The sequence below is a fragment of the Solirubrobacter ginsenosidimutans genome, assembly GCF_027587205.1.
The window spans coordinates 1-958 of record NZ_JAPDOD010000136.1; the positions used below are offsets into that span (position 1 = coordinate 1).

Consider the following 958-nt stretch of genomic DNA (forward strand, 5'->3'; position numbering starts at 1 on the left):
ATCCCACGGCGGAAGGAACCACCATGAGCACCATCTTGATCGGCGTCGACGAGTCCACGCGATCCGAGGACGCGATCGCCTTCGGCAATCGCCTCGCCCGCGCCTCGAGCGCAGACATCGTGGTGGCCTGCGCGTTCCCGTTCAACGATGCCATCCACGACGGATCAGGAGGCATCTTTCGCGAGGCGCTCGAGGACCACGCCGAGAAGACCGTCCGCGCCATGCGCGACCGGCTCGATGGTGTCTCCGCCGACCGCCTGAAAATCAGGACCGCGCCCAACCCCTCGGCCGCGCATGCGCTTCACGACCTGGCGCAATCCGAGCACGCCGAGCTCGTGGTCGTCGGCTCATCCCACACCGGGCGCATGGGACGGGTCGCACCGGGCAGCACCGGCGAGCGTCTGCTGCACGGCGCGCCGTGCGCCGTTGCGATCGTCCCCGACGGCTACGCCGCACGCGCAGAACGGCCGATCCGCCAGATCGGCGTCGCCTACGACGGCTCCGACGAAGCGACCGCCGCCGTGGCCGCGGCGGTCGAACTGGCTCGCGCCCTGTCTGCGGAGCTCGAGATCATCGGGGTCGTCGCGCCCCACACCTACGCCGCCTCCGGCGTGATGGGCGGGGCGATCTACGTCACGCCGCAGGACGAGCTCGATCAATCCGTCCAAGACGAGCTCGACGCCGCCATCGCCGGCCTGCCCGAGGACGTGAAGGCCGAGAGCGTCCGGCTCGCGGGCGACCCGGCCGACCAACTCGGCGAACGCAGCGAAAGCCTCGACCTGATGCTCGCCGGCTCGCGCGGCTACGGTCCGCTGCGGTCCGTCCTCGTCGGCGGCGTCAGCGGCCGCCTGATGCACACGGTCCAATGCCCCGTGATCATCGTCCCGCGGGGCGTGGAGGCACCGCTCGCGATGCTCTTCCCGCGTCAGGCGGTGGCCGCGGCGTGAGCAGGCTGATG

The 958-nt window shown here is 71.0% G+C and carries 1 protein-coding gene; it reads left to right on the forward strand.

Going from position 1 to position 958, the window contains the following annotated elements; genetic code table 11:
- The first annotated feature begins 23 nt into the window (after positions 1–23).
- On the forward strand, positions 24–947 hold the full coding sequence (locus tag OM076_RS44510) for a universal stress protein (protein ID WP_270046757.1): 924 nt from the start codon (positions 24–26) through the stop codon (positions 945–947).
- Positions 948–958 lie beyond the last annotated feature (11 nt).

What these genes read in the sequence shown, in the direction of transcription:
- OM076_RS44510 (WP_270046757.1), top strand. Translation starts at nt 24, where the DNA reads ATGAGCACCATCTTGATCGGCGTCGACGAGTCCACGCGATCCGAGGAC.